This window comes from Stenotrophomonas sp. 10N36, assembly GCF_056395005.1.
On record NZ_JBFTIS010000004.1, the window covers coordinates 100,467 to 126,124 of the forward strand.

Sequence of the window (25,658 nt, forward strand, 5' to 3'; positions counted from 1 at the left end):
ACGCACCATGAGCAACCAGCCCTTCATCGGCGGCAAGGAATACTTCCCCGGCATCGGCCGCATCCCCTTCGAAGGCCGCGCCTCGGACAACCCGCTCGCGTTCAAGGTCTATGACGCGAACAAGGTCATCGGCGGCAAAACCATGCAGGACCACCTGCGTTTTGCGGCCTGCTACTGGCACACGTTCTGCAACGCCGGCCATGATCCGTTTGGCCCGGGCACGCGCCACTTCCCGTGGGAGACCGGCTCGCCGATGGGCACCGCCGAGGCGAAGGTGGACGCGGCATTCGAGTTCTTCACCAAGCTCGGCGTGCCGTACTGGTGCTTCCACGATATCGACCTGGCGCCGGATGCCGAGGATGTCGGCGCGTACGAAAAGAACCTGAAGCACATGGTGCGCCTGGCCAAAGAGCGCCAGGACGCGACCGGCATGAAGCTGCTGTGGGGCACGGCCAACCTGTTCTCGCACCCCCGCTATATGAACGGTGCATCCACCAACCCGGATTTCGCGGTGGTCGCGCGTGCCGCCGTACAGGTGAAGGCGGCGCTGGACGCCACGGTTGAGCTGGGCGGCGAGCACTACGTGTTCTGGGGCGGCCGCGAAGGCTACGGCTCCCTGGCCAACACGCTGATGAAGCGTGAGGTCGACCACTTCGCGCGGTTCCTCACCATGGCGCGCGACTATGGCCGCAGCATCGGGCTGAAGGGGAATTTCCTGATCGAGCCCAAGCCGATGGAGCCGATGAAGCACCAGTACGACTTCGACAGCGCCACCGTGGTCGGCTTCCTGAAGGAGCATGGCCTGGACAAGGATTTCAAGCTCAACATCGAGGCAAACCACGCCACGCTGTCCGGTCACACTTTCGAACACGACCTGCAGGTCGCTTCGGATCATGGCCTGCTGGGCAGCATCGACGCCAACCGCGGCAATGCCCAGAACGGCTGGGATACCGACCAGTTCCCGACCGACCTGTACGACACCGTGGGCGCGATGCTGGTGGTGCTGCGCCAGGGTGGGCTGGAAGGCGGCTTGAACTTTGATGCCAAGGTGCGTCGCGAATCCACCGATCTGGAGGACCTGTTCATTGCCCACATCGGTGGCATGGATGCGTTCGCCCGCGGGTTGGAAGTGGCCCATGCGCTGCTGAACGACTCGCCCCTGGAGCAGTGGCGCAAGGCGCGTTACGCCAGCTTCGACAGCGGGTCCGGCGAGCAGTTCGCGCGCGGCGCGCTCAGCCTTGCCGACCTGGCCGCACTGGGTGCCAAGGGTGGTGAACCCACGCAGATCAGCGGCAAGCAGGAGCGTTACGAGAACCTGATCAACCAGTACCTGCTGCGCTGAGCGTTGCAGCTCGCATTGATGACACCGGACCGGAGAAGGGCAGGGCAATGGACCAGGCAATGAAGGGCGGCGAGAACACCCGCCTGATTGTAGTGATCAGCGTGGTGGCGACGATTGGCGGATTCCTGTTCGGCTTCGACAGCGGGGTGATCAACGGTACCCAGGACGGGCTGCACCAGACCTTCAAATCCGGCGAGTGGATGCAGGGGTTCGAGATCGCATCGATGCTGTTGGGCTGCGCGGTCGGTGCCTTCAGCGCCGGCCGTCTGGCCGACCGCCTGGGGCGCCGCAACGTGCTGATCGTCTCGGCAGTGCTGTTCCTGCTGTCGGCGATCGGCGCGGGTGCGGCGTCGTCCTCGGCCATGTTCATCGTCGCGCGGGTGATGGGCGGCTTTGCGGTGGGGGCGGCGAGTGTGATCTCGCCGGCCTACATCGCCGAAGTGGCGCCGGCACGCTACCGCGGCCGCCTGGCCACGGTGCAGCAGATCGCCATCATCAGCGGGCTCACCGTCGCGTTCCTGTCCAACTATCTGCTGGCGGCCACGGCGGGTGCGTCCACCGAAGCGCTGTGGGGCGGGTACGCGGCGTGGCGTTGGATGTTCTGGATGCAGGCGGTGCCCTCGCTGCTGTTCCTCGCGCTGTTGCTGACCATTCCGGAAAGCCCGCGCTACCTGGCGGTGAAGCGCCGCAAGGACGAGGCATTGCAGGTGCTGACGCGGCTGTTCGGCGCTGCCGAGGCGCAGGCAAAGCTGGCCGAGATCGACGCCTCGCTGTCGACCGACCATCATCGCCCGCGGCTGTCGGATCTCCTCAGCAAGGCGACCGGCCGGGTCCGCTCGATTGTCTGGGTCGGCATCGGCCTGGCCACCTTCCAGCAGCTGGTCGGTATCAACGTGGTGTTCTACTACGGCGCCGTGCTCTGGCAGGCGGTCGGCTTCTCCGAGAACGACGCGCTGATGATCAATGTGCTGTCCGGTGCGCTCAGCATCGGCGCCTGCATCGTCACCGTGCTGCTGATTGATCGCATCGGGCGCAAGCCGCTGCTCTGGGCTGGCTCGGCCGGCATGGCGGTGTCGTTGGCGCTGTTGGTGGTCGCATTCGCCAGCGGCTCCCTGGTCGATACACACCTGCAGCTGCCGCCGGGCATGGGCACGCTGGCGCTGGTGGCGGCCAATGCCTACGTGGTGTTCTTCAACATCTCCTGGGGGCCGGTGATGTGGGTGATGCTGGGCGAAATGTTCCCCAACCAGATCCGTGGCTCGGGGCTGGCCGTGGCGGGGGCGGCGCAGTGGACCGCGAATTTCGCCGTCACGGTGACCTTCCCCATTCTGCTGGCGGGAACCGGGCTGGCAACCACGTACAGCCTCTACCTGGTGGCGGCCGTCATCTCGATCTTCTTCGTGCTCAGGTACGTGCACGAAACCAAGGGCAAGGAACTGGAGCAGATGGAAGGATGAACACGATGACCAATCAAGGCGCTTCCCGCGCCCGGAAGGGCGTGCTGCTGACCGCGCTGCTGCTGGTACTGGCCGCCTGCGGGAAGGAAGACAATGCGCCCGCAGCTGCGACGGCGGCCCCCAATCCATGGCCGGAGGTCACCTGGCCGCTGGCCGAGGACCCCGCCCTGGAAAAGCGCATCACCGACCTGATGGCGACCATGACGGTAGAGGAGAAGGTCGGTCAGCTGGTGCAGGGGGATATTGCCAGCATCACGCCGGATGACCTCCGCAAGTACCGGCTCGGCTCGATCCTGGCCGGCGGCAACTCCGACCCGGGCGGCCGGTACGATGCGTCGCCGGCCGAGTGGCTGGCGCTCGCCGACGCGTTCTATGCGGCATCGATGGACACCTCGCAGGGCGGCAAGGCGATTCCGGTGCTGTTCGGCATCGATGCCGTGCACGGGCAGAGCAACATCATCGGCGCGACCCTGTTCCCGCACAACATCGGTCTGGGCGCGACCCGCAACCCGGAACTGCTGCGCCGGATCGGTGAGATCACCGCGCTGGAGACCCGTGCCACCGGCATGGAGTGGGCGTTCGCACCCACCGTGGCCGTCCCGCAGGACGACCGCTGGGGGCGCACCTATGAGGGCTATTCCGAATCACCCGAAGTGGTGGCCAGCTATGCCGGTGCGATGGTCGAGGGCCTGCAGGGCAAGGTGGGCACGCCGGCCTTCCTGGACGGTCGCCATGTGATTGCGTCGGTAAAGCACTTCCTCGGCGACGGCGGCACGGCCGATGGCAAGGACCAGGGCGATACCCGGATCAGCGAGGCCGAGCTGGTGCGCATCCATGCGGCCGGGTATCCGCCGGCGATTGCCGCCGGTGCGCAGACCGTCATGGCGTCCTTCAACAGCGTCAACGGCGAAAAGATGCACGGTCACAAGCCGTACCTGACCGATGCGTTGAAGGGCCGCATGCACTTCGGTGGGTTCGTGGTGGGCGACTGGAACGGCCACGGGCAGGTCAAGGGCTGCACCACCACCGATTGCCCGGCCACCCTCAATGCCGGCCTGGACATTGCCATGGCGTCGGACAGCTGGAAGGGCTTCTATGAGACCACGCTGGCCGCAGTGAAGGCGGGCACCATCGCCCCGCAACGCCTGGACGATGCGGTGCGCCGGATCCTGCGGGTCAAGATGCGGCTGGGTCTGTTCGAGGCGGGCACGCCATCGTCGCGCGCAGTCGGTGGCCAGTTCGCGCTCATCGGCGCCCCGGCGCATCGTGAGGTCGCACGGCAGGCGGTACGTGAATCGCTGGTGTTGCTGAAGAACCAGGGCGGCGTGCTGCCGTTGTCGCCGAAGCAGCGCATCCTCGTCGCCGGTGACGGTGCCAACGACGTCGGCAAGCAGGCGGGCGGGTGGACGCTGAACTGGCAGGGCACCGGCACCACCCGCAAGGACTTCCCGAATGCGGACACCATCTTCGAGGGCATTGCGCGGCAGGCGAAGGCCGCTGGCGGTCAGGCGGAGCTGGCGGTGGATGGCAAGTATGCGGCCAAGCCGGACGTCGCCGTGGTGGTGTTCGGGGAGAACCCCTATGCGGAGTTCCAGGGAGATCTGCCGACACTGGCCTACAAGCCGGGGGACGACGCCGATCTTGCGTTGATCAAGCGACTGAAGGCCGAGGGCATTCCGGTGGTCGCGGTGTTCCTGAGCGGGCGCCCGCTGTGGGTGAACCGGGAGATCAATGCCGCCGACGCGTTCGTGGCGGCGTGGCTGCCCGGCTCGGAAGGCGCCGGCATTGCCGATGTGCTGCTGCGTGGGCCGGGGGGCGACGTGCAGCACGACTTCAAGGGCACGCTGAGCTTCAGCTGGCCGCGCACGGCAACGCAGTACGTCAACAATGTCGGGCAGAAGGACTACGCCCCGCAGTTCGCGTTCGGCTTCGGCCTGACCTACGCCGATAACGGCGATCTGGCCCCGCTGCCGGAAGTCTCTGGCGTTACCGGCAAGGAAGGTGCGGGCGGCGTGTTCTTCGCGCGCGGTGATGCCGGCGCCGGCATGGCGCTGCGACTGGAGGGCAGCACAGGGCAGGGCGTGACCGTCACCAAGGTGCCGGAGTCCCTCGATGGCGACCTGCTGCAGGTCACCGGCGTGGATCATCTCGCACAGGAAGACGGTCGTCGCCTTGCGTGGACGGGCAAGGGCGAGGCGACTGCCGCGTTGCAGTCGCATACGGCGCTGGACCTGCAGCGCGAGAGCAACGGCGACCTGATGCTGTTGACCACGCTGCGCGTTGACGCCGCACCCCAGGGCGATGCGTGGTTGTCGGTAGGCTGCGGCCCGGGCTGTTCGGCCCGTGTGGCGCTCGGACCGACGCTGGCCAAGCTGCCCAAGGGTCAATGGACCCGCGTGGGCGTGCCTTTGAAGTGTCTGGCGGCGGCAGGCGCGGATGTCGGCAAGCTGGATCGCCCCTGGTCCATCGGGACAGCGGGCGCGATGACGCTTTCGGTGTCACGTGTCGCGCTGGGTGCCTTGAACGAGGTGGAATCCACCATCGCATGCCCGGGCGCGTGACGATGCGTCGCGCGCCATCAGCGCTTGGGTGGGCGCGCGACCGAGTCGCGCACCACCAGCCGGTGCGGCATAACGTGGTCGGTCAACACGCGCGTGTCCTCGCCCTTGCGGCGGATGGTGCGCAGCAGGATATCGATGGCGGCGTCGGCCATCGCGGCGATGGGTTGATGGATGGTGGTCAGCTCGGGCCAGACGGTGGTGGCGGCCGAGGTGTCATCGAAGCCCACCACCGACAGGTCGCGGGGTACGTCCAGGCCGCGCCGGTGCGCGACGGAGATCACCGCCGCACCCATATCGTCGTTGCTGGCAAAGATCGCGGTGGGCGGCTGGCGCTGGGCCAGCAGCTTCTCGGCGGCGGCGAGCCCCGAGCGGTAGGTGTAGTCGCCCTGCTGCACCAGGCCGGGTTCAACGTCCAGCCCGGCCGCGTGCAAGGCCGTCACAAAGCCGTCGTAGCGCCGTGCACTGGCACTGAGGTCCTTGCGCCCGCAGATGAAACCGATGCGGCTGTGGCCGTGCTCGATCAGGTGTTCGGCCAGTTCCCTGCCGGCCTGGAAGTCGTCGATGCGCACGCAGGAGATGCCGTTGCCCAGGTGGCCCGGTGCGATCGCGACCACCTGGATGCCCGCCTTGATGAGCTCGGTCACCGCCGGCTGCGACTCGCACAGCGGGGGCGGCAGGATGACGCCATCCACACGGCCGGCCAAGGCACGCGCGGCCTTGCGCTCGGCGGCGGGTTCGAAGTCCTCCCAGTAGTCGACCACCAGCTGGATGGCGGCATTGGACGCCACACGCAGCAGGCCGACCAGCAGTTCGCGCAGGTAAGCGCCGCTGGGATTGGTGTAGATCAGGGCGATGCGCGTGTGCTGTGCGGCGGCCAGCGTACTCGCGGCCAGGTTGGGCGTATAGCCCAGTTCGCGCACCGCGCGCATCACGCGTTCGCGGGTGTCATCGCGCACCTTGCCCTGGTTGATCGCCCGCGACACCGTCATCGGCGACACCCCGGCCAGGGCCGCCACTTCGTCGATCGTCACGCCACTGGTTTTGCGACGGACCGATTTCTTCGGCTTGTCCAATACGCGCTCCCGTTTTTCGTTGCGACGCTGGCGCATCGAAGGCACGTCCGGAGCTTACAAGGTTTGCTGTCCCCGCTGCGGTTCCGCTGGGATGTCGAGCGGTGTCATTGGAGGGTGGGTGCGTTGATGGCGTTGTTGGCGTGCACCTGCACCGTGCACGCGGAGGATGGCTACGCGCTCTGGATGCGTTACGCGCCCCTCGAACCCGCGCTGGCGGCCGATTACCACACGCGCCTGGCGGAGGTGGTGGCCCCGGATCAGACACCCACCCAGCGTGCCGCGCGCGAGGAGCTGGAACGTGGTCTCACGGGTCTGACAGGCAGCGCGCCGCGGATGCATGTCGCGCCTGCCATCAACCCGTCACTGGTCATCGGCACACCGCAGTCGTCGACCTTGATCGCGCCGCTACGCCAGGAGCTTGACGCGCTGGGCGACGAAGGCTATCTGCTCCGGCAGACCCGCATCGACGGGCGCGACGTACTGCTGGTGGCCGCGCGCCGGGACATCGGCGTGCTGTACGGCGTGTTCCATCTGCTGCGACTGCTGCAGACCGGCGCCTCACTGGAGGCGCTGGAGGTGCGCGAATCGCCGCGGATGCGGCTGCGGGTGCTCAACCACTGGGACAACCTGGACGGCTATGTCGAACGCGGCTACGCCGGTCGCTCGCTGTGGGACTGGCAGACGCTGCCGGAATGGCGCGACCCGCGTTACACCGACTACGCACGCGCCAACGCCTCGGTGGGTATCAACGGCACCGTGCTCAACAACGTGAACGCCAATGCGCAGAGCCTGGCGCCGGACTACCTCGCCAAAGCGGCGACGCTGGCGGACATGTTCCGGCCCTACGGTATCCGCGTGTACCTCAGCGTGCGTTTCAGCGCGCCCATCGAGCTGGGCGGCCTGAAAACCGCCGATCCGCGCGATCCGGAGGTACAGCGCTGGTGGCAGCACAAGGCCGACGAGATTTACGCGCGCATTCCGGATTTCGGCGGCTTCCTGGTGAAGGCCAATTCCGAAGGGCAGCCCGGTCCGCAGGACTACGGCCGCTCGCACGCCGAGGGCGCCAACCTGTTGGCCGATGCGCTGGCCCCGCATGGCGGCGTGGTGATGTGGCGGGCGTTCGTCTACGCGCACGATGTTCCTGCCGACCGTGCCACACAGGCATACACCGAATTCGCGGGGCTGGACGGCGCCTTCCGCCCGAACGTGATCCTGCAGGTGAAGAACGGGCCCATCGACTTCCAACCCCGCGAGCCGTTCCACCCGCTGTTCGGGGCCATGCCGCGTACGCCGCTGATGATGGAAGTGCAGATCACCAAGGAATATCTCGGCTTCGCCACGCACCTGGTGTACCTGGGGCCGTTGTACGAAGAGGTGCTGCAGTCCCCCACCCGTGGACAGGGCGCCACGGTGGCGCAGGCGCTGACCGGCATGGCCGGCGTTGCCAACATCGGCACGGATCGCACCTGGAGTGGCTCGCACTTCGATCCCGCCAACTGGTACGCCTTCGGCAGGCTGGCATGGAATCCGCAGCAGTCGGCCCGCGCCATCGCGGCGGACTGGGCGGCGATGACCTTCTCGCCAGACCCCGCGGTCGTGCAGCCCATCGTCGGGATGATGATGGGCTCGCGGGAGGCCGCCGTGAACTACATGACCCCGCTGGGCCTGCACCACCTGATGGCACGCGGACACCACTACGGGCCCGGCCCGTGGGTCGACGGCGGCCCGCGCGCGGACTGGACGTCGGTGTACTACCACCGCGCCGACCGCGATGGCATCGGCTTCGACCGGACCGCCCGTGGCAGCAACGCGGTGGGCCAGTACGCCCCTGACGTGGCCGCGCGGTATGGCGATCTGGCGCGGGTGCCGGAACCGCTGCTGCTGTGGTTCCATCACGTGCCCTGGGATCACCGCATGGCGTCGGGCAGGTCATTGTGGGACGAACTGGTCGGGCGCTACTCGCAGGGCGTGCGCCAGGTCCAGGACATGCAGGCGACCTGGGCCAGCCTGGGGGGCAGGGTGGATCCACAACGGCATGCGCAGGTCACCGCGTTCCTGCGCATCCAGCTGCGCGAAGCACAATGGTGGCGCGATGCGAGCGTGGCGTATTTCCAGTCGGTGAGCGGCAGGCCCCTGCCTGCCGGCGAGATCGCCCCGCCGCACCCGCTGGGCTGGTACCAGGGCCTGCAGTTTCCTTCCGCGCCGGGAGATGGGCGATGAGTCATAGGACCTGGATTGGTTGGCTGCTGGCAGTCGCGTTGGCGTGCTGCGTCATGCCGTCAACGGCGCAGGAACCGGTGACGACGCTGTTGCATCCGCTGTTCCAGGACCACGCCGTGCTGCAGCGCGACCAGCCGATTCCGGTCTGGGGCAACGCTGCGCCGGGCACCACGGTGTCTGTGACATTGGCAGGGCGAACCGTCACCACGCGCGCCGATGCCAGCGGTCGCTGGCAGGCACGGCTCGCCCCTCTCGCCGCTGGCGGTCCGTACGTACTGTCGGTGCGCGCAGGGAAGGCCAGCCAAGTGGTGCAGGACGTGCAGATGGGCGATGTCTGGTTGTGTTCCGGACAGTCGAACATGGAACTGCCGGTGTGGCGCGCGCTCGACGCGGGCAGCGAGATCGCCTCGGCCACACACCCGACGATCCGCCTGTTCACCGTGCCCAAGGCGGTGGCCACCGTGCCGCAACTGCAGTTCGGCGCGCCGGTTGCGTGGCACCCCGCGTCACCGGAGACGGTGCGCGACTTTTCTGCGGCCTGCTTCTACTTTGCGCGCGAGCTGCAGAAAACCGTCACCGTTCCGATGGGGCTGATCCAGGCGGCGTGGGGCGGCTCGCGGATCGAGGCCTGGACCAGCGCCGATGCGCTGCGCGCACAGGGCGGCATGGACCCGGCGCTCGACGTGCTCGCGCTGTATGCCCGCGATCCGGCGGCGGCAAACGCACGCTGGGGCTTGCAGTGGCAGCACTGGTGGGCAACGCGCGAGGGTGCGGTCGCGGACGACAGGCCCTGGCAGCCAGGTAAAGACGGCAAGGGATGGCAAACGGCGCCGGCCATGCTTGGGGCATGGGAGCGCTGGGGTGTGCCGGCGCTGTCCACCTACAACGGCATGGTCTGGTACCGCACCCAGGTGACCCTGACCGCCGCGCAGGCGGCGCAGGGCGCACGACTTGCGCTGGGCTCCATCGATGAGACGGACATGACCTGGGTGAACGGCGTGGCCGTGGGCAGCCAGTACGGTCCGGGCGAGGCGCGGTCGTATGCGCTGCCCCCCGGTGTGTTGACCGCCGGTGCGAACACGGTGGTGATCAATGTGCTGGACACGTACGGCGACGGCGGCCTGGCAGGCCCTTCGGACGCCCACGCCGTGGCGCTCGACGATGGCACGCGGATCGCCCTGGATGCGCCGTGGCAGTACCGGGTCGCGCCGGGCGCGCAGGCACCGCCGTCCGCGCCGTGGCACGCCGCCACCGGCCTGTCGACGTTGTACAACGCCATGATTGCGCCGCTGGGCGCCTATGGTCTGCGCGGCATGCTGTGGTACCAAGGCGAATCCAACACCGGGGATGGCCTTGCCTACGCCGCACGGCTGCGCGGCCTGCGCGCGGACTGGCGCAGGCAGTTCAGCGCGCCGATGCCGCTGCTGGTGGTGCAGCTGGCCGGCTACGGTCAGCCGCCCGTGGCGCCGGTAGACAGTGGCTGGGCGCAGGTACGCGAGGCGCAGCGGCGGGTCGCGGCCGAAGACCCGCGCACCGGGCTTGCGCTGGCCATCGACATCGGCGATGCCTACGACATCCATCCGCCCAACAAACAGGAACTGGGCCGTCGCCTGGCCCGGGTGGCGCGCCACGTGGTGTACGGCGACCGCACGCTGGCACCCTCCGGCCCGACGGCCCGCACGGCGTCGCTCGCAGAGGGCAAGGTGCGGGTGATGTCCGACGGTGTCACCGGCAGCCTGGTCACGACCGGTGCGAACGGCCCCATAGGATTCGAGCTCTGCGACGCCGACGCACGGCACTGTGGCTATGCCGACGCGGTGCTGGAGGGGCGTGAGGTTGTGCTTTCTTGCGCGGATTGCGTGGAGCCGGCCAGCGGCCGCCACCACCTCGGCGCTGCGTTGCGTGTGCGCTATTGCTGGGCCGACGGTCCGGTCTGCACGCTGCGCGACAGCAGCGGTGCGCCGGCCGGGCCTTTCGAGATTTCCCTCACTGCTGCGGAGGTTCGCTGATGCGTCTGCTGATGGCCATTATCGTTCTGCTGGTGTCGGCGACGGTGTCGCCACTGGGCGCTGCGCCTGCGCCTGCGCCGCCGGTGTACTTCGACTGGTTCGAATATTCGGGTCACGACGCGGCCTTTGAAACACCCCTTCCAGCCGGGCACTACCGCAACCCGATCCTGGCCGGCTTCCACGCGGACCCCAGTATCGTCGGCGCGAACGGGCGCTTCTACCTGGTCAATTCCAGCTTCACCTACTTCCCGGGCATTCCAGTGTTCGAGAGCGTGGATCTGGTGCACTGGAAGCAGATCGGCAACGTGATCGACCGTCCGGGTCAGCTGGATTTCGATGGCCTGAGCGTGTCGCGCGGCATCTTCGCACCGGCGATCGCGTACCACGACGGCATGTTCTATGTGGTCACCACGGCAGTGGACAGCGGCGGCAACTTCATCGCGACCGCGCGCGACCCTGCCGGCCCGTGGTCCGACCCGCACTGGCTGCCTGGCGTGGAGGGCATCGATCCGTCGCTGTTTTTCGACGACGACGGCACCGTTTACCTGCTGAACAACGATGTGCCACCCGGTCCGCAGCGCTACGAAGGCCACCGCGCCATCTGGATGCAGCAGATCGACCTGGCCACCTTCCAGCCGGTGGGTGCGCGCAAGGTGCTGATCGACGGCGGCGTGGAGCCGGCGAAGAACCCGATCTGGATCGAAGGGCCGCACCTGTACAAGCGCGACGGCTGGTACTACCTCTCCGACGCCGAGGGTGGCACCGGGCCGCAGCATTCCCAGGTGGTGCTGCGCAGCCGTGACGTCTGGGGTCCCTACGTGCCGTATGCGGGCAATCCGATTCTTACCCAGCGCGACCTGCCCGATGACCGGCCGCTGCCGATCACCAATGCCGGGCATGCCGATCTGGTGGAAGGGCCGGACGGCTCCTGGTGGGCGGTGTTCCTTGCCAGTCGCAATTACGACACACGCCACTACAACACCGGCAGGGAGACGTATCTGCTTCCGGTGGAATGGCGGAATGGCTGGCCGGTAATCCTGCCGGCCGGCCAGGCCATCCCGTATGCGGTCAAGGCACCTGCGTGGATGCAGGGCGAGGCGTCGCAGGCACCTTCCACCGGCAACTTCGTCGACCGCGACGCGTTCGATGCCCCGGTGCTGGGCACGGGATGGGTGCACGTGCGCGTTCCCAAGCAGGCCTGGGCAGACCTGCGCGGGCGACCGGGCAGCTTGGCGGTGCACCCGCTGCCGGAGAATCTGGACACGCTGCGCAACCCGGCCTTCCTGGGACGCCGCCAGCAGCATCTGCGCTTCGAGGCCAGCACCGCGATGACGCGCCCGGCGGCAGGGGTAGCGGCCGGCCTGGCCGCATTCCAGAGCGAGGCGTACTGGTATTTCCTTGGCGTCCGCAGCCTCGGCGGTGACCGTGTTGCGGTCTTCCTCGAAGCACGCGACGGCGGCGGCGCGACCAGGACGCTGGCCAGCCAGGAGCTGGACGCAACCCCGTCACTGCGCCTGCGGATTGCAGGCGACGCAGGCCACTATGCGTTCGCGTTCGACACCGGCGACGGCCGTGGCTGGCAGACGCTCGCCGACAACGTGGACGGCACTGTATTGAGTACTGATCGTGCCGGCGGTTTTGTCGGCGCCCTGCTGGGACCATTCGCGCGCGATGAGCGTGCCTTGAGGAGCAAATGATGACGCGCATGCCCATCGTCCGCACGCTGGCGCTATGCGCCGCCGCTGCCCTGGCGAACGTCGGTTACGCCGCCGGACCCCAGCCTTGGCTCGACACCTCGGCCAGCTTTGAAACCCGGGCCGCCGCGCTGGTGGCGCAGATGAGCCTGGAAGAAAAGGCGGCGCAGATGCAGAATGCCGCCCCTGCCATCGAGCGCCTGGGCGTGCCGGCCTACGACTGGTGGAACGAAGGCCTGCACGGCGTCGCGCGGGCGGGGCAGGCCACGGTGTTTCCGCAGGCCATCGGGCTGGCGGCCACGTTCGATGTGCCGTTGATGGGGCAGGTGGCGACCACCATCAGCGACGAAGCGCGGGCCAAGCATCACCAGTTCGTCCGTGAAGGATCGCATGGCCGCTATCAGGGGCTGACCTACTGGTCGCCGAACATCAACATCTTCCGTGACCCGCGGTGGGGGCGGGGCCAGGAGACCTACGGCGAGGACCCGTACCTCACCGCGCGGATGGGCGTTGCCTTCGTGCAAGGCCTGCAGGGCGACGACCCGGTGTACCGCAAGCTCGACGCCACGGCCAAGCACCTCGCCGTGCACAGTGGCCCCGAGGCCGACCGTCACCACTTCGATGCCCGCCCGAGCAGGCGCGACCTCTACGACACCTATCTGCCGGCGTTCGAGGCCCTGGTGAAAGAGGGGCAGGTAGATGCGGTGATGGGTGCTTACAACCGGGTGTACGGCGAGTCCGCCAGCGCCAGCCAGTTCCTGCTGCGCGACGTGCTTCGCCGCGACTGGGGGTTCAAGGGCTATGTGGTGTCTGACTGCTGGGCCATCGTCGACATCTGGAAGCATCACAAGATCGTGCCCACCCGCGAGGCTGCGGCGGCGCTGGCCGTCAAGAACGGCACCGAGCTGGAGTGCGGCCAGGAATACGCGACGCTGCCGGCGGCCGTGCGGCAGGGCCTGATCAGCGAGGCGGAGATCGACGACGCGGTGACGCGCCTGTTCACCGCGCGGATGCGGCTGGGCATGTTCGATCCACCCGAGCGCGTGCGCTGGGCGCGGATTCCCGCGTCGGTGAACCAGGCCCCGGCACACGATGCGCTGGCCTTGAAGGCCGCCCAGGAATCGCTGGTGCTGCTGAAGAACGATGGCGTCCTGCCGCTGTCACGCAGCCTCAAGCGCATTGCCGTGGTCGGTCCCACTGCCGATGACACCATGGCACTGCTCGGCAACTACTTCGGCACGCCTGCAGCACCGGTGACCATCCTGCAGGGGATCCGCGATGCGGCCCAGGGCGTGGAGGTGCGGTACGCGCGCGGCGTGGACCTGGTCGAAGGGCGCGACGATCCCGGCGCAACGCCGTTGATCGAAGCGGCCTACCTGCGTCCCTCGGCAGACTCCCCCGAACGTGGCATGCGCGGTGAGTACTTCCGCACGGCCGATCTCTCCGGGACGCCGGCGCTGGTCCGCACCGATGCACAGATCGGCTTCCGTTGGGACCGCGGTTCACCGACCGACAATCTGCTGGCCCGCGGCGAGGCGGCTCCGGGGCAGGGCATTCCCAGCGACGGGTTCAGCATCCGCTGGCGTGGCCAGCTGCTGCCGCCGGTGTCAGGCCGCTACCGGATCGAGGCGGCTGCCGACGACGGCTTCCGCCTCTACGTGGACGGCAAGCGGGTACTGGACCACTGGGCCAACAGCGACCGCCTGCGCAGCGACGGCGTGGAGCTGGACCTGCAAGCGGGCCGTGCGTACGACCTGAAGCTGGAGTACTACGATGCCGAGCGCGACGCCGGCGTGCGCCTGGGCTGGCGCATGCCCGGAGCGAAGCCGCCGTTTGAAGAAGCACTTGATGCAGCCCGGAGCGCGGATGTGGTGGTGTTCGTCGGTGGGCTGACCGGCGACGTGGAGGGCGAAGAGATGACGGTCAACTATCCGGGCTTCGCCGGCGGCGACCGCACCGACCTGCGCCTGCCCGCGACGCAGCGCGCCCTGCTGGAAGCGCTGCACGCCACCGGCAAACCGGTGGTGATGGTGTTGACGGGGGGGTCGGCGTTGGCGGTGGAATGGGCCCAGGCGAATCTGTCCGCGATCCTGATGAGCTGGTATCCCGGGCAACGCGGCGGCACGGCCGTGGGCAACGCGCTGTTCGGCGACGTCAACCCGGGCGGCCGACTGCCAGTGACGTTCTACACCGCAGACCAGGCGATGCCCGCGTTCGACGATTACACGATGGAAGGCCGCACCTACCGCTACTTCCGCGGCACACCGCTGTATCCCTTCGGCTACGGGCTGTCCTATACCCGGTTCGACTACGGCAGTCTCCACCTCGATGCGCCCCGCATTGCCGACAACGGCACGCTCAAGCTGCAGGTGGACGTGACCAACACCGGCAAGCGCGCGGGCGATGAAGTGGTGCAGCTGTATGTGCGACGCCTCGCCGCCGGAGCAGGGGACGCGCAGCAGACCCTGCGTGGCTTCCAGCGCGTTCACCTTGCCCCGGGCGAGCGGCGCACCGTGGCATTCAGCCTGGACGCGCACCAGGCGCTGCGCGAGTACGACGAAGCGCGCGGCGCCTATGGCGTGCCGCCCGGGGCGTACGAGGTGCGGATAGGCGGCTCAAGCGCCGATGCCCGCGTGCAGAGCCGCTTCAACGTGGAGGCGAATCGTGACTGATTCGCGACCCCTGGAGACCCCCGAGCACACGCTGTCCATCCGGGAGAAGCTGGGCTACAGCCTGGGCGACCTTGCGGCCAACCTGATCTTCCAGACGCTGATCACCTACCTGGCGTTCTTCTACACCGATGTGTACCGCTTGCCGCCCGCCACGGCGGCCACGATCATTTTCGTGATCGGTCTGCTGGGAGCGTTTGTCTTCACGCCGCTGATCGGCATCGCGGCCGACCGCACCGCCACCCGCTGGGGAAAGTTCCGGCCCTGGATCCTGTGGACGGCGATCCCGTTCGGCGTGTTGTCGCTAATGGCGTTCAGTACGCCGGACCTCGGTGAGCACGGCAAGGTCGTCTATGCCCTGACCACCTATGGCCTGCTGATGCTGGTGTATGCGGCCAACAACCTGCCGTATTCCGCGCTCAGCGGGGTGCTGACCGGCAGCATGGCCCAGCGAAACAGCCTCTCGGCCTACCGCTTCGTGGCGGTGATGATCGCGCAGTTCATCATCCAGGTGCTGCTGTTGCCGCTGGTATTGATCTTGGGCGACGGCGATCGCGTGCAGGGCTTCGAGCGGGTGATGACCGTCTTCGCGGTAGTGGGAACGCTGTTCTTCCTGATCACCTTCGCCACCACGCGCGAGCGCATCGTGCCTGCCAAGGAACAGACGGGCGGGGTGCTGCAGGATCTGACCGACCTGCTGCACAACCGGCCGTGGAAAGTGATGCTGGCTCTCACCGTGCTGGTCTTCATCAACCTGGCCCTCAAGGGCGGCACATACATCTACTACTTCCAGTACTACATGAGCGAAGCCGCTTTGGCGGGCTTCCTCGACACGTCCGGCTTCAACCACTTCATCGGGGGATTGAACGCGACGCTCAATGGATGGGGTCTGTCCGGCTTCACCTGGCCGGAGGATCCGGCGACCTCTGCGTTCAGCCTGTTCAACGCCTGCGGCATCCTCTGCATGATCCTGGGCATTGGCGTGTCCCGCCATCTCGCCGATCGCTTCGGCAAGCGCAGTGTCTTTGGCGGCGCGCTGTTGGTATCTACCGTGTTTCTGCTTGCGTTCTACTTCCTTCCGCCCACGGCGGTTGCCGTGGGCTTCGCGGCCTTCATGCTGCACGGGTTCTTCTACGGCATCACCATCCCGTTGCTGTGGGCGATGATCGCCGACGTCGCCGATTATTCCGAATGGAAGAACCACCGCCGCGCCACTGCGATCATCTTTTCGGCGATGTTGTGTGGCCTGAAGATCGGCCTGAGCATCGGCGGCGCACTGGTCGCCGGCATTTTGGCGCACCACGGCTACCAGGCGGGCGCGGAACAGCAACCCCAGGCCGTGGTAGACGGCATCCGCCTGACCGTGAGCGTGTACTGCTCCCTTCCGTTCCTGCTCGCGGTCGTGCTGCTCCTGCTCTATGAGATCGACAAAAAGATGGAAGCCCGCATCGAGCACGACCTGCATGCGCGCCGGCAGGCCGGCAACGTGGATCACCTCACGGCACGCGCCATCTCTCGGCCGCTGGTGACCCACATCTACACGGCCGATCCGTCGGCCCATGTGTTCGAGGGGCGCCTGTACATCTACCCGTCGCACGACATCGACAGCGGCGCGCCCTTCGACGATGAGGGCGGTCACTTCGGCATGGAGGACTACCACGTACTGCGGATGGACACGCCCGACGGCGAGACCACCGACTGCGGCGTGGCGCTGCATGTCCGCGACGTGCCGTGGGCCGCACAGCAGATGTGGGCGCCCGACGCGGCCAGCCGGGACGGACGCTATTACCTGTATTTCCCGGCCAAGGACAGGCAGGGTATGTTCCGCATCGGCGTAGCCGCGTCACATCGCCCCGAGGGTCCGTTCACCCCCGAGCCCGAGCCGATGGAGGGGACATACTCGATCGACCCTGCGGTGTACGAGGACGACGGCACGCACTACCTCTATTTCGGCGGCATCTGGGGCGGTCAGCTGCAGAAGTACCGGGAAAACCGTTACGACGCAGCGCACGAAGAGCCGACCGGTGACGCGCCTGCACTCGGCCCGCGGGTCGGCCGACTCGATGCCAGCATGACCCGTCTTGCCGAAGCCACGCGCGAGATCATCATCCTCGACGAGCACGGGCAGCCGCTGCGCGCCGACGACCACGCGCGCCGGTTCTTCGAGGGACCGTGGCTGCACAAGTACCAGGGGCGCTACTACCTGTCGTACTCCACGGGTGACACCCATCTGCTCTGCTATGCCGTGGGCGACAGCCCGTACGGACCGTTCACCTATGGCGGCGTGATCCTCACGCCCGTGGTGGGCTGGACCACGCACCACTCCATCTGCGCCTTCGAAGGGCAGTGGTACCTGTTCTACCATGACGCCGCGTTGTCCGGCGGCGTGACCCACCTGCGCTCGGTCAAGTGCACGCCCCTGCACATGGACGCGGACGGCAGCATCCGGACGATCGATCCCTATGGCGCTTGAAACGGCCTCACCCAGGGACGATGCGCAGGCGCCGCTGCCTGCCGGCCCCCTTTACTGGTTGCGGGCAGGCAGGCTGGAGGTCGCGCTTGCACCGGATGCCGGTGGGCGCATTGCCCACCTGCGCTACGACGGCGTGGAGTGGCTGGTGGGTCCGGACGAGGTGGGGCAGGCAACCATCGCGTGGGGGTGCTACCCGATGGTGCCCTGGGCCGGACGGATCCGGCAGGGCCGCTTCAGCTTCGATGGCCGGCAATTTGGCCTGCCGGTGAACTTCGGGGCGCACGCCATCCATGGGGTAGGGTTCTCCCGGCCTTGGCGAATCGACAGCGCTGGTGCGGACAGCGCCACGCTGATGCTCTCGCTTCCAGAGGATGGCTACTGGCCCTTCGGCGGCGTTGCGACGCAGGCCATCCACGTACGCTCCAACCGGCTGGAGCTACACCTCGCCGTGCAGGCCGGCGACCAGGCAATGCCCGCCGTGCTCGGCTGGCACCCGTGGTTCCGGAAGCCGGAGCGCTTGCTGTTCGCCCCCCATGCCATGTATCCACGGGATGCTGAGGGCATTGCCACGTCACCCTGCGGCAGCCCCGAGTCCGGGCCTTGGGATGACTGCTTCATCAACCAGGGCGACGTGACCTTGGTGTCGGCGGGCCAGCGGCTGCGGCTGCGGGCGGACACCGATCACTGGGTGGTCTACGACGGTGCGCCGCACGCAACGTGTGTTGAGCCGCAGACCGGGCCGCCGGATGGTTTTACGTTGGCACCGAATCGGCTGGAGCCGGGGCAGCGGCTGCAGCTGAGGTTCGAGATTGAGTGGGAAAGCGACGACCTGGGGTAGCACCGGAACCGTGGCCCCCGATGTCTCAGGGGCGATGGCGTGCATCCAGCCCCAGGGTAGGGCAGGTTGAGGCCTCGGCGTGTATCCAGCTGCAGAACGCGTCCGTCGCTGCCTGGCGCTGACCCTTTGAGGGTCGGATGATCCAGAACGCATAGGCGTTGGGAAGATGGTTCTCAACGGGCCTCACAAGGCGTCCCCGGTGCAGATCGTCCTCCACCAAGGGCGCCAACCCCAACGCAACGCCGTGCCCGTGGATCGCTGCCTCCTGGGCTAGATAGATGCTGGGAAACACGGGGCCGGCGTCGGCGGATATGCCCTGCAGGCCAGCCGCGTGCAGCCAGGCCGCCCAGTCGGGAACGCCCGGCCGTCCCTCAGCGCTTTGATCGTGGATGAACGCGACATGGGCGAGATCGGCGGGCGATGCAATCGGCGTTCCATACTTCCGTGACGTGCCCGGAGCGCACACCGGAAACACCGGGGCGTCCATCAATTTCTCAACCTGCACGCCCGGGTATGTCCCCAGGCCGTACCGGATCGCGACATCAACCTGCTCCTGGCCAACGTCGACCAGCTGATCGGTGGTCAGCACCCGCACGTGGATATCCGGGTGCGCCTCGTGGAACCGATGAAGCCGGGGCGCCAGCCATTTCGCGGCGAACGACTCCATGGTGCTGACACGCAGATGGCCGGGTTCCGCCGGTGCGGCTCGGTCCAGCGCAAGATCGAGCATCCCGAAAACCTCGGCGAGGGACGCCGCAAGGGTGGCGCCCTGCGTTGTGAGCGTCACCGCCCGGTGGCCGCGCTCGAAGAGCTCGGTGCCCAGGTAGGCTTCAAGTCGTTTCATCTGGTGACTCACCGCCGCCGGTGTAACAAACAACTGGGTAGCGGCCTTCTGGAAGCTGAGGGATCGGGCTGCGGCCTCAAACGCTCTCAACGCATTCAAGGGAGGGGCGTGGCGTGGCTTCATCAGGCGTTCCTACCAGCACGGGTAACCGATCTTATCAGGTTAGTTTTAGTAATCTGAAGGTCAAATCTTCTCGTTTGTCGGCGTCTGCGCACCCGTCAATCATGGCGGCCTCCATTCAACGGGAAGCCGCTGTGCATCTGAAACCGCTGGGTCCGGACGTGTTCTTGTGCGTCGGCGAGGACCACCACTCCGTTGCAACCGTGTTCCTCGATGGCAATGACGCGCTGCTGGTGGATGCACTGGGAAGTGCGGCGGACGCGGCGGCGTTGCGCGTGCTGATCTGCGACGAGCTGGGGAAGACGGTGCGCGTCATCGTCGCCACCCATTTCATGAGCGACCACATCGCGGGGCTCTCGATCTTCCCCGATGCCATGGTCATCGCGCACCGCAACTACCGGCACACCTTCCTGTCACAGAACCGCCGTGTCGACGCGTTCTACCGCGAGCCGCAGGTTGTGTTCGACAGCGCGATGCGTATCCGCTGGGGCAGCCACGAGCTACGCCTGCTGCACAATCCCGGCAAGACGATGGATCACATCAGCGTCGATGTTCCCACCGCCGACCTGGTCTGCATCGGCGACAACATCGTGGGCAACATCGTCTACCTCTCAAAGGCCGACCCCGTCCAGATTCGAACGGCCATTGGTCGGGTGAAGCAGTTCGGGCGCGGCACCGTCGTCGGCGGGCACATGGGCTGCTTTGATGCCGCCGTGCTCGACAACGCACTGCACTACCTGGACCGGATCCGCCAGAGCGTGGTGGCGATACGCGCGCAAGGCGAGGGTGCATCGCTGGCGTCCCGGTTGGCTGCCATTCGGATCGGAGATTGCCTGGCGCCCGGCGTCGAGGCAAGCGCGTTCGAAACGGCGTGGCATCTGGGCAACCTGGAGGCCATTCAAGTCCAAGGCATCTTTGAGCTGGACACCTACCTGGCCGGTTCGGCGGATGTCGCATGAGCGGCGACGTGCCAGAGGGCGCACGCATGGGCCGCCGCGTCTTTCTTTCCGGCCTCGCCGCTGGCGCCACGGCCGCACTGTTGCCGGTCCCCCACGCCGTCGCACGGTCAGCGTTGGACGACCTGCGGATTCAGCGGCTTGCGTGGGCGGGCATTCGCCTGCAGCTGCCAGGCGCAACCTTGTTCATCGATCCCCTGACCAACGCCGCAGAGTGGGGCAGGGCGCTGCCCGATGTCCTGGTTCCCATTGAGGGCGGAATCGGCGACACGACGGTATTGCTGACGCACGTCCACTCGGACCACTTCGACGCCGGGGCGGTGGCGCAGGCGCTGCGGAACGGCGGGAGCTTGATCTACCCCGAGGGGACCCATCCGCTTCCCGTCCCTGGAGGCGCCCGGGCACGGCCCGCACCGCTTTGGGAGCCGCAGTTGCTGGGTGACTTCACCGCCACGGCGGTACCCGCCTCGGACGGATACGGCGATACTCAGGTGTCCTGGGTAGTGTCGGCCGCGGGCCGGCGGGTATTCCATGGGGGAGACACGATGTGGCACGGCCATTGGTGGAAGATCGGCCGTCAGTTCGGGCCCTTCGACGTGGCGTTCCTGCCCATCAATGGTGCCAGGTTCGGATGGCGCACGCCGGTCAGCGGGCAGCCCGGCGTCCTGACGCCCGAGCAGGCCATCGCCGCCGCCACCGTGCTGGGCGCACGTACTGTGGTGCCGATTCATTACGGCATCTCGGGCGTTGATGCGTACCAGGAAGTGGACGATCCTCTTGGCGCCCTGATCCGGGTGGCGCGGGGGACGGCCATCGAGGTCCAGTCAGTGCAGCCGGGGGCGTGGGTGGCGTGGCGGTGAGGTCCTGCCGCAACGTCGAAGCGCCCAGCCAGAAGCCACTCACCGCCACGGGAACCTGCATGAAGAACCTTGCCCTCGCTGCTTTCATTGCCTCGATCTTTGTCAGTCCCCTGTCCCATGCGACGGAGGATTCAGGGCCGTCGCGACCCTCGTTGGGTGCGCTGCAGCGCATCATCGAGTCCCGCCGTCCGGAGACAACGGTCGCCACGCCTGACCATGATCGAATCACTGCCCAACGCATCGATATCGTCGACGAGAACGGGGTGATCCGCATGACCCTTTCAGGCCGGACGCCGGCCCCCATCATCGACGGGATCCAATACCGACGGGCATTCAACGTCGCCGGGCTGGTGCTTTACGACGACAAGGGCAGCGAGCGGGGCGGCTTCGGCACCGCCGATGTGGCCGGGGGGATGGCCGTTCTGGCCCTGGATCACCCGGCGATGGATGCCATCGGCTGGCGCGTCTCGCCGGACGGCGAGGTGGCGTTCTCGATCAACCAGGCGCCGCCACTGCTGCGCGAGCCTGCCCTCGGCAACCGCCTGGTTCCCGGGGTCAAGACGTCCACGCGGATCCGCATGGTGGTGGGTGCTGACGGTACCCCCGCGATCGCGTTGAACGACAAAGCGGACAAGACACGCCTGCGGCTGACGGTGACCGAAGAGGGCTACGGCGCCATCGAGTTCCTCAACGCGCAAGGGGAGGTGATTCACACCCTGGCGCCAGAGGCGGATGCGGAACTGGCGAAGGCGCACTAGGTCTGGTACTGAAACGGGCCAGGGGTGTTGCACGGCACTTGGGGATGGGGCGCTATCAGGAGAGCTGACGCACATGCAGATTGAAGAATATGAAGAGCGGCTTCGCGTTGCCATGCTGCACAGCGATGTGGCGGAGCTGGACGTCCTGATTGATGACGACCTAGTGTTCGTCGGGCCAGGGGGCGGCATTTATACCAAGGCGGATGACCTGCAGCTGCACCGCTCGGGGGCGCAACGCATGTCTCAAGCGGACTGGCTTGCTGTGGAGGTGCGTTTGGACGGTTCGACATGCATCACTGTGGTAACTGCTGCGCTGTCTGGCACGCTCATGGGAGAGCCATTTTCTGGCCGGTTCCTTTATCTGCGCACCTGGGTGCAGAAAGAGGGCGGTTGGCGCGTGGTTGCCGGCAGTGTGTCGGCGATCAGCGAATAACGGGCCTATGCGAACCTTCCTCGAATCCGTGCAGAATCGGCACGAAGGAGAACATGAGGCTACATGGACGTACGCCTGGCGTTGCTTGTCGTCGGTTTATTGGTTTCATCGGCGGCGGCTGCACAGATTCACACGGCTACGGGGCCTGCGCCTCGGCCCACGCCTGCCGCTCCGAAGGCGGCGCACAACTCCATGTCGAAGACCACCACGCCCTTCGACTGCCAGCAGTATCGGTGGCCCAGCCACCGGCACCGCGGCCAGGCAGAAGCTCTGGTGGCGCACCCCCAAGAAGCATCCTCACCAACACACTCAACCACGACGGCCTGCAAACCTGCCGAGGCTGTCCGCCCATCCCGTGCCTGAAGCTGCGTGGGTTCTGGATACACCCGCTGGGCATCGAGCCGGGCACCGGGCTGTATGTGCACACCAAGCCCGGCGGGAACATGCTCACCTTGAATGAGCCTGCGGCAGCCGATGCCCCTGTGGTTGCGTACCGTTCGCCGCCGCGCAGCTTCGCCGCCTCGATGGAGGTCTCATCCGGGGTAGGGGAGTGCTGTTGCCGAGCCGAGTTTTACGGTGCCAGCCCGGGTGAGGAATAGCACTGTTCCGCTGCGTCAACATTGATGGGCGCCTGACCTGAAAACTCCCGGGCAAACGTCGCTGCCGCCCATGCGTCTGCCTGGGCTATCTGGGTTGGCGATAGTACGCCCAGCTTTCTGAGTTCGGCCAGGTTGTACTCAATGCGTTCGCGCTGTCCCGGCAAGCTTCGCAGCGACGCGAGGCGCGCCCCCCGCCAGGTCAGGACGGGGTCCGCCTTCGGTACGGCATCACGCCAGGACGGATGGACCGCAGGAGAGGCCGCATACCTGCCCAGCGCCCTCACCGCAACGCGGGGGTCACCCCGTTCAAGCGCCTTTTGGCTGAACACAGGCGCGTACGCCACGTATCTGTCCACCAGCGACTTAACGAACGACGCGGATTCCGACCCGTCCGAGGCCGATATCCCACTCATCACAAAACACACTTCCGCATCCGGATTCCCGCGTACGGCGGCATCAAACACGGCGGCCGACGATGCCTCAGCCAATGCCTGCGGATCAGAGCCGCTGCAGAACGCGTCCAACGTCTTTACCGTTGAGAGCACTCTGGACGCGCTGGCGTCCATCGCCTCAAGCGTCGCCAGCGTTTCGCTGGAAAGCGAATTCCATTGCTTCCCCTCCAGCAGTGCATCCACTTCATGGCGCGCGGAATGGTACAGCAGGCAGTCGTTGGCCTCCTTGTACGCCCTCACCACGGTGTCCAGGTCGCGGGATGCGCGCGTAGCTTCCCGGCGTCGTGCCCATTTGCTGGCATCCTTCCCGGCGGAATCCGCACCTGCTGACGCGTGGCCCTCAGCCACAGCATTGGCTGTGCGTGCTAAAGCCGCCGGTTGCGCAGTGGCGGGTTTATCGTGGTGACGCCATTGCCACGCGCAAACGCCCACTACTGCAGCAACGACAACCACCGATGAAATCTGCTTTACGTAATGCATGTTGCAATCCTCAAGGGCCCAGCGGAAATGGCTTTGTTACCTCACAAGCCCAACGCCCAGTCGTCCCGGCATCGACTCAATTCGAGTGGCCAGCACACTTTGCGCCCTTATCATTTCTGTAATTCGAAACGGCATTGATGCCATACCAGTCCGCAAGCTCCTCATTTTTCGCGTTTCCGCGCAAATGACTTGCCTCGTGCCCCGCGACATAGAGAAATTTCTCAAACGCCGTCATGGTTCCATTAATGGAATTGTCGGGATGACCTGCGCGAAACCCGCTTAGGGAATAGTTTCCACCCTGAAATGCCTGGTTGTACATCCGCCCATATGCAGTGCCGGGAGATGTAATCCCGGCGATGGGCACCCACCCTGAACCGGATGGCGGTGTGGCCGTGGCTCGGAACTCATACCCCCAGACATCAGAGGCATTCTTCTTCCCGAACGCGTACGCGTTGACTCGCTTCATACTACGTCCCGCGCCGAGTTTGACATCGCTATGAAGATAGTTGGATAAGGCGCACTCCAGCTTTGGAGACAAGCCGCGATCTACGAGATCGAGCTGTGGAGTGCCGCCGCCACCGCCGTACCCCCAGTCTCCGCCCCCTTCATACCCGCCACCCAGGCCGTCATCCTGGAATTCACAGTCCATCATGTCGGGCATCTGATGCATCACGCCGTCAACTGTGACTTTGCCGCCTGGTATGCTGGAGCAATTGAATGTGGTTCCGGCATGCGTCCCACGAGGAATCATCGAGAAAACAAGTACCAGAAGTACTGCACACAAAAGCTTTCTATCCATGAAAACCCCGGTCATTAGACGATGTGATAAGCGGACACCAGACCTTCTAGCTCAGCCTCTATCGATGGCACCCATCGACTCGAGTTCGGAAGGCGGACACGTGTTCGTGCATGCCGGAGTGATTGGAAACATGCTCGACAGCCGCATGCGCTCCCCCGAACGCAGCCCGCATGCTGCCGTGTTCAAGGCGCATTGTCTACTCCGGTCGCTCAGAGCTCACGCAGCTTCGCACCAAAACTGAAGATCCAATCGCCCTCGCGCTTGAACCGGGATGGCCAAGGACTTGAAGAACGTAGTGGCGGAGAGACTCAAGATCGTTCTCAACGCCATCGACACCTAATCTGGTTTGTGGTGATTCGTTTACTGCGCGGGATTGCCATCGTCTTCCGTGCCTCGCGTCGTATGAGCGGCGGATACGGGCGCTGGGCATCGAACCGGACAGCCGGCCGTATGTGCAGACGAAATCCAGCGGTATCATGTTCACCCTGGATGAGCCTGAGGCAGCCGATGCTCCTGTGAGTATCGAGCACCGCAGCGCAGCTTTGCTGCCTCGATGGAGGTCTATCGGGGGTAGGGGACGGGATCGTCGTCTCAGCCGGGCAGCTCGCATTTCATTTCGCCGTCCAAGTAGTACGGCTTGGGTACGTTCGGGTTGTCGCTGGTCTTCTCGAAGACCACCTCGAACGACGCCGCGTCGGGCGAGCCCTTGCGGTCGGTGCACGCGTCCCGCAGTTTCTTCTTTACCACCGTGATGCCGGCATCGCGGTTGGCGCCGTGGGCGCTGTTGGTGAGATTCACGGTTTCAGCCGACGCAACCGCACTGAACCCAATCAGGCAACCCGCGATCAACAGAGTTTGGAGCTTGGTCATGAAGCACTTCCTTGCAGAATGGAACAGGCGTCCAACATAGGGCGGGCGGGTTAAGAGGCCGTGGTCGGCGGGCGGAGAAACGGCAGGCGCAGGCGCGCGCTTCACGCTAGGATGCGTGGATCGGTACAGGGGCCGACGTGCCAGAGGAACA

The 25,658-nt window shown here is 66.3% G+C and carries 18 protein-coding genes and 1 pseudogene; 14 read left to right on the top strand and 5 right to left on the bottom strand.

All coding sequences use genetic code 11. From position 1 onward, the window contains the following. Nucleotides 1–7: 7 nt before the first annotated feature. The 3 genes from xylA to AC1DCJ_RS06550 are packed head-to-tail and all read left to right on the top strand — an operon-like array spanning nt 8 to nt 5,360. Nucleotides 8–1,342, top strand: coding sequence for a xylose isomerase (gene xylA, locus AC1DCJ_RS06540; protein ID WP_478070449.1), 1,335 nt, complete (start codon nt 8–10; stop codon nt 1,340–1,342). A gap of 47 nt (nt 1,343–1,389) precedes the next feature. After that, nucleotides 1,390–2,799 carry a sugar porter family MFS transporter gene (locus AC1DCJ_RS06545; protein ID WP_478070450.1) on the top strand — a complete coding sequence of 470 codons (1,410 nt, stop codon included), beginning with the start codon at nt 1,390–1,392 and terminating at the stop codon, nt 2,797–2,799. Beyond that, on the top strand, nt 2,796–5,360 hold the full coding sequence (locus AC1DCJ_RS06550) for a glycoside hydrolase family 3 N-terminal domain-containing protein (protein ID WP_478070451.1): 2,565 nt from the start codon (nt 2,796–2,798) through the stop codon (nt 5,358–5,360). The genes AC1DCJ_RS06545 and AC1DCJ_RS06550 overlap by 4 nt, the downstream gene beginning before the upstream one ends. A 17-nt stretch (nt 5,361–5,377) precedes the next feature. Here the strand turns inward: AC1DCJ_RS06550 and AC1DCJ_RS06555 are convergent, their stop codons facing one another. Then, nucleotides 5,378–6,433: a LacI family DNA-binding transcriptional regulator gene (locus tag AC1DCJ_RS06555; RefSeq protein ID WP_478070522.1), complete on the bottom strand. Its 1,056-nt coding sequence runs from the start codon at nt 6,431–6,433 to the stop codon at nt 5,378–5,380. A gap of 126 nt (nt 6,434–6,559) precedes the next feature. Between AC1DCJ_RS06555 and AC1DCJ_RS06560 the strand changes: the two genes are divergently transcribed. The 7 genes and pseudogenes from AC1DCJ_RS06560 (at nt 6,560) to AC1DCJ_RS06590 (ending at nt 18,336) form a co-directional block, all read left to right on the top strand. After that, nucleotides 6,560–8,653, top strand: a complete 2,094-nt coding sequence (locus AC1DCJ_RS06560) for an alpha-glucuronidase family glycosyl hydrolase (RefSeq protein ID WP_478070452.1) — start codon at nt 6,560–6,562, stop codon at nt 8,651–8,653. Further along, nucleotides 8,650–10,662, top strand: a complete 2,013-nt coding sequence (locus tag AC1DCJ_RS06565; protein WP_478070453.1) for a sialate O-acetylesterase — start codon at nt 8,650–8,652, stop codon at nt 10,660–10,662. Before AC1DCJ_RS06560 ends, AC1DCJ_RS06565 begins: the two co-directional genes overlap by 4 nt. Continuing rightward, a complete protein-coding gene (locus tag AC1DCJ_RS06570) occupies nt 10,662–12,359 on the top strand; it encodes a glycoside hydrolase family 43 protein (protein WP_478070454.1) in 1,698 nt (565 codons plus the stop codon). The genes AC1DCJ_RS06565 and AC1DCJ_RS06570 overlap by 1 nt, the downstream gene beginning before the upstream one ends. A gap of 8 nt (nt 12,360–12,367) precedes the next feature. Next, nucleotides 12,368–15,028: a glycoside hydrolase family 3 protein gene (locus AC1DCJ_RS06575; protein ID WP_478070523.1), complete on the top strand. Its 2,661-nt coding sequence runs from the start codon at nt 12,368–12,370 to the stop codon at nt 15,026–15,028. Continuing rightward, nucleotides 14,982–16,511, top strand: a pseudogene (locus tag AC1DCJ_RS06580) (MFS transporter); the annotation flags it as partial. The gene AC1DCJ_RS06575 and the pseudogene AC1DCJ_RS06580, both read left to right, overlap by 47 nt. Beyond that, nucleotides 16,485–17,498 (top strand): glycoside hydrolase family 43 protein, encoded by a 1,014-nt coding sequence (locus AC1DCJ_RS06585; RefSeq protein ID WP_478070524.1) that lies wholly within the window; start codon nt 16,485–16,487, stop codon nt 17,496–17,498. The pseudogene AC1DCJ_RS06580 and the gene AC1DCJ_RS06585, both read left to right, overlap by 27 nt. Continuing rightward, on the top strand, nt 17,488–18,336 hold the full coding sequence (locus tag AC1DCJ_RS06590) for an aldose epimerase family protein (RefSeq protein WP_478070455.1): 849 nt from the start codon (nt 17,488–17,490) through the stop codon (nt 18,334–18,336). The genes AC1DCJ_RS06585 and AC1DCJ_RS06590 overlap by 11 nt, the downstream gene beginning before the upstream one ends. Before the next feature lie 25 nt (nt 18,337–18,361). Here the strand turns inward: AC1DCJ_RS06590 and gcvA are convergent, their stop codons facing one another. Beyond that, nucleotides 18,362–19,303, bottom strand: a complete 942-nt coding sequence (gene gcvA, locus AC1DCJ_RS06595; RefSeq protein ID WP_478070456.1) for a transcriptional regulator GcvA — start codon at nt 19,301–19,303, stop codon at nt 18,362–18,364. Between the two features lie 101 nt (nt 19,304–19,404). Here gcvA and AC1DCJ_RS06600 point away from each other — a divergent pair, with 101 nt between their 5' ends. From AC1DCJ_RS06600 to AC1DCJ_RS06615, 4 genes are all read left to right on the top strand, one after another. Beyond that, on the top strand, nt 19,405–20,259 hold the full coding sequence (locus AC1DCJ_RS06600) for an MBL fold metallo-hydrolase (RefSeq protein ID WP_478070457.1): 855 nt from the start codon (nt 19,405–19,407) through the stop codon (nt 20,257–20,259). Continuing rightward, nucleotides 20,256–21,116, top strand: a complete 861-nt coding sequence (locus AC1DCJ_RS06605) for an MBL fold metallo-hydrolase (RefSeq protein WP_478070458.1) — start codon at nt 20,256–20,258, stop codon at nt 21,114–21,116. The genes AC1DCJ_RS06600 and AC1DCJ_RS06605 overlap by 4 nt, the downstream gene beginning before the upstream one ends. 59 nt (nt 21,117–21,175) lie before the next feature. Then, a complete protein-coding gene (locus AC1DCJ_RS06610) occupies nt 21,176–21,874 on the top strand; it encodes a hypothetical protein (protein WP_478070459.1) in 699 nt (232 codons plus the stop codon). 73 nt (nt 21,875–21,947) lie between these two features. Then, a complete protein-coding gene (locus AC1DCJ_RS06615) occupies nt 21,948–22,307 on the top strand; it encodes a nuclear transport factor 2 family protein (RefSeq protein ID WP_478070460.1) in 360 nt (119 codons plus the stop codon). A gap of 571 nt (nt 22,308–22,878) precedes the next feature. Here the strand turns inward: AC1DCJ_RS06615 and AC1DCJ_RS06620 are convergent. The 3 genes from AC1DCJ_RS06620 to AC1DCJ_RS06630 form a co-directional block, all read right to left on the bottom strand. Beyond that, nucleotides 22,879–23,838, bottom strand: coding sequence for a hypothetical protein (locus AC1DCJ_RS06620; protein ID WP_478070461.1), 960 nt, complete (start codon nt 23,836–23,838; stop codon nt 22,879–22,881). A 76-nt stretch (nt 23,839–23,914) separates the two neighbouring features. Continuing rightward, nucleotides 23,915–24,637: a hypothetical protein gene (locus AC1DCJ_RS06625; protein ID WP_478070462.1), complete on the bottom strand. Its 723-nt coding sequence runs from the start codon at nt 24,635–24,637 to the stop codon at nt 23,915–23,917. A gap of 591 nt (nt 24,638–25,228) precedes the next feature. Beyond that, a complete protein-coding gene (locus tag AC1DCJ_RS06630) occupies nt 25,229–25,507 on the bottom strand; it encodes a hypothetical protein (protein WP_478070463.1) in 279 nt (92 codons plus the stop codon). Nucleotides 25,508–25,658: the final 151 nt, after the last annotated feature.